Origin of the sequence: Microcystis sp. LEGE 08355, assembly GCF_015207185.1 — a bacterium.
GTDB classification, from domain to species: domain Bacteria; phylum Cyanobacteriota; class Cyanobacteriia; order Cyanobacteriales; family Microcystaceae; genus Microcystis; species Microcystis panniformis.
In genome coordinates, this window is sequence record NZ_JADEXI010000568.1 from 1 (window position 1) to 2,983 (window position 2,983).

A 2,983-nucleotide genomic window follows, 5' to 3' on the forward strand; every position below is an offset into this window, starting at 1 on the left:
AACTGATAACTGATAACTGATAACTGATAACTGATAACTGATAACTGATAACTGATAACTGATAACTGATAACTGATAACTGATAACTGATAACTGATAACTGATAACTGATAACTGATAACTGATTAATTGTGCATAACTCGACCGAAACTCGATAATTTTTGATAATAATAACGACTGACGCTATCCTTATCATCGGTGAGTAGATTGATAGCGATACCATTATTACCTGTTTCTTTTCCTGAACTGTGAATATATTGATTATTCCCTAGATATAAAGCCACATGATTAACTCTTTTATCACCAAAGAAAATTAAATCTCCTGGGAGTAATTCCTCTCGGTTTATTTTTTGACAAAAAGCCTCCTGTTGATAGGAATCCCTGGGCAACCAAATGCCAAAAGTGGCAAAAGCGGCCTGGATTAATCCTGAACAATCGTAATTAGGTGCAAGGGTTCCACCCCAGAGATAATGATTGGTACGGTTCATTGCTTCCTGAGTAAAAGTGATAATCTCAGGAATATGTTTTTCTATTTCTGAACGAGTTAGAGGAATTTTTTGATAAGCTGTGGCGGCCGCTGCAATCGCATCTAAATCTTCTAGAGATAACCAAGCTAAATAATTATCTTCTCTTAGCTGAATTTGTAGTCCTTTTTCGGTAATTTCTAGGGAAATAAATTTTAATTGTCTTCCCCGTTGTGCTTGGGTAGCTAACTCTTGACAACTGGGAGAATTGTAGAGATTTAAGTCTCTTATACAGAGATATTCCTGGGTGGATGATGGGGGAAGGGAGATGATTTGCATACAAAATAGATCGGAATTATATTGACAAAAAAACTGCCAGACTAGCCGAAAGCAAAGGGATAAAAACAAGTAGAATAACCTTAGTTATGTTATCTTCAAGTTTCCACCTCTCTTAATTCTTGGCTACAGAGATAATCTAAGACGCATTTTAACCGCCTATCCTTAGATTAACTCAATCTCCCCCAATCCCTTTGCTGTTACCTCTTGCCTGTTACCTCTTGCCTTATCTCAACAACCAATTTATAGCATTTCCTAAGCTAGTGAGGTACACCTATTTTTCTTGCCCTTTGCCTTTTGCCTCTTGCATGAGTGCCTAAAACCCATAACTTTTGTACCTCAGCAGACTGAAAAACGCTATAAATGTGCGGGCAGCTTAATCTATAACCAAACCGAATCCCTGAAAAATTATTAAACCTCTGGCCTAATTAACTTTTCAGGGTTCAAAAACTGCAAAAATAAGGATTAAATGGCATAAAATCGGTAAATAGAGCATTTAATCGCTTATTATTCATTCTCAATTCTTCTGGCTACCGACTCCTAACCCTAACAACAATTTTTGATTTTTACAACAGGTCTAGGATAGCCAGTTCCTTAACAATATGTTACAATAGCCGGCGAGAGGGGAGTGACCAATATCTGGAACTTTTGGGCTAGAGATAGATTCTATCGATCAGCAGTCACCTCCTGGGTGGGTGGAATTAAATATAAGATGAACGTAGGTTGGGTTGAAAAATGAAACCCAACGCCCGCATGGGTTACGCTACCGCTAACCCATCCTACAAATAATTGTGCCTCCCTACTTAAAGTAAGCTTTTAATCAGATGTTGAGGTTAGTCCATGGCCAATGTTTCCGGGCGGTTTGAAAAGCAAGAATACAGCCAAAACTCAGAAAATACCGTCGCGGTGGTCAGTTCAGTCATGTCCGGTTTTAAAAAAGCATCTCCCCTGCAAAAGGGCTTATTTTGGGGAATAACCCTCAGTTTTACCGCCCTAGTTTCCGCCACTGTTGGCGCTGCCGTCGCTTTAATTAGTCCCTTACCGGCACCAATTGGGGCTATCTTCCAAAAAACGACTTTTCCCACCCAAACAGACATCCTTGAGGCTCAAGCTTGGAATAGCTTAATTAACCAGCAGCTTTCTCGTCCTGTTAATATTTTAGTTATGGGCATCGATCGAGTTTTAGATGCCAAAAACGGCGACGATGTATTTAAAGGTCGCAGCGACACCATGCTCCTAGTGCGCTTCGATCCTAGCGATAAAACCGTGAGAATGTTGTCTATCCCTCGCGATAGCCGCGTCAGAATCCCCGGCCACGGTTTCACTAAAATTAACGATGCCAATGTTCACGGTGGACCAACTCTAGCGGCGGAAGTGGTCAGTAATACTTTAGGGGATGTCACCGTTGATCGCTATGTGCGGGTGACTACCGATGCCTTTAAGGAATTAGTTGATTTAGTCGGGGGTGTAGAGGTTTATGTACCCGAACGAATGTATCATAAAGATGTCACCCAAAAATTAGAAATTGATTTACAAGAGGGTTGGCAAAATCTCAACGGCGACCAAGCAGAACAATTTGCCCGTTTTCGTAACCCGCAATACGGCGATATTGGTCGCGTACAAAGACAACAAATTTTATTAAAAGCACTCCAACAAAAGATTTTTAGTCCGACAATTCTCCCCAGTCTCCCGAAAGCAGTACAGGTTTTACAACAATATATCGATACGAACTTAAGCGTCGAGGAAATGCTGGCTATCGCTAATTTTGGCCGGGAAATTAAACAGGATGACTTAAGAATGATCCTACTCCCCGGCCGGTTTAATAGCCTCGAGGAATACGATGGTCGCAGTTATTGGATTTTGAACCGTCGCGAAATTAGAACCATTGTGGCTAATAATTTTACCGATAACTATTCCGGGAGAGAAACCTCCGTTTATAGTCTGCGGATTGCCATTCAAAATGCCACCCATACCAAAGGTTTAGCCCGTCGTACTCGTAATTATCTGGCCAAACAGGGCTATACAAATGTTTATATTAGCGACGACTCCTCCCAAAAGCTAGAAACCACGGCAATTATTGCTCAAAAAGGTGATATTCAGTCCGCTAACCTCTTGAAAAATCAATTGGGAATCGGTAAAGTAGAATCATCCTCCACTGGTGCTTTAGACTCAGACCTAACTAT

General features: G+C 40.8%; 3 protein-coding genes. 1 reads left to right on the forward strand and 2 read right to left on the reverse strand.

Features of this window, described 5'->3' with window-relative positions; genetic code table 11:
• A partial coding sequence (locus IQ242_RS21210; protein ID WP_193961312.1) for a hypothetical protein occupies positions 1 to 196 on the reverse strand: 196 nt, incomplete at its 3' end.
• Positions 126 to 803, reverse strand: coding sequence for a C40 family peptidase (locus tag IQ242_RS21215; RefSeq protein ID WP_193961313.1), 678 nt, complete (start codon positions 801 to 803; stop codon positions 126 to 128). The genes IQ242_RS21210 and IQ242_RS21215, both read right to left, overlap by 71 nt.
• Positions 804 to 1,640: 837 nt before the next feature.
• Here IQ242_RS21215 and IQ242_RS21220 point away from each other — a divergent pair.
• Positions 1,641 to 2,983: LCP family protein (locus IQ242_RS21220; RefSeq protein ID WP_193961314.1), on the forward strand; the 1,343-nt coding region annotated here is incomplete at its 3' end.

Coding starts and splice junctions, on each gene's coding strand:
- IQ242_RS21215 (WP_193961313.1), bottom strand. CDS start 803: ATGCAAATCATCTCCCTTCCCCCATCATCCACCCAGGAATATCTCTGT.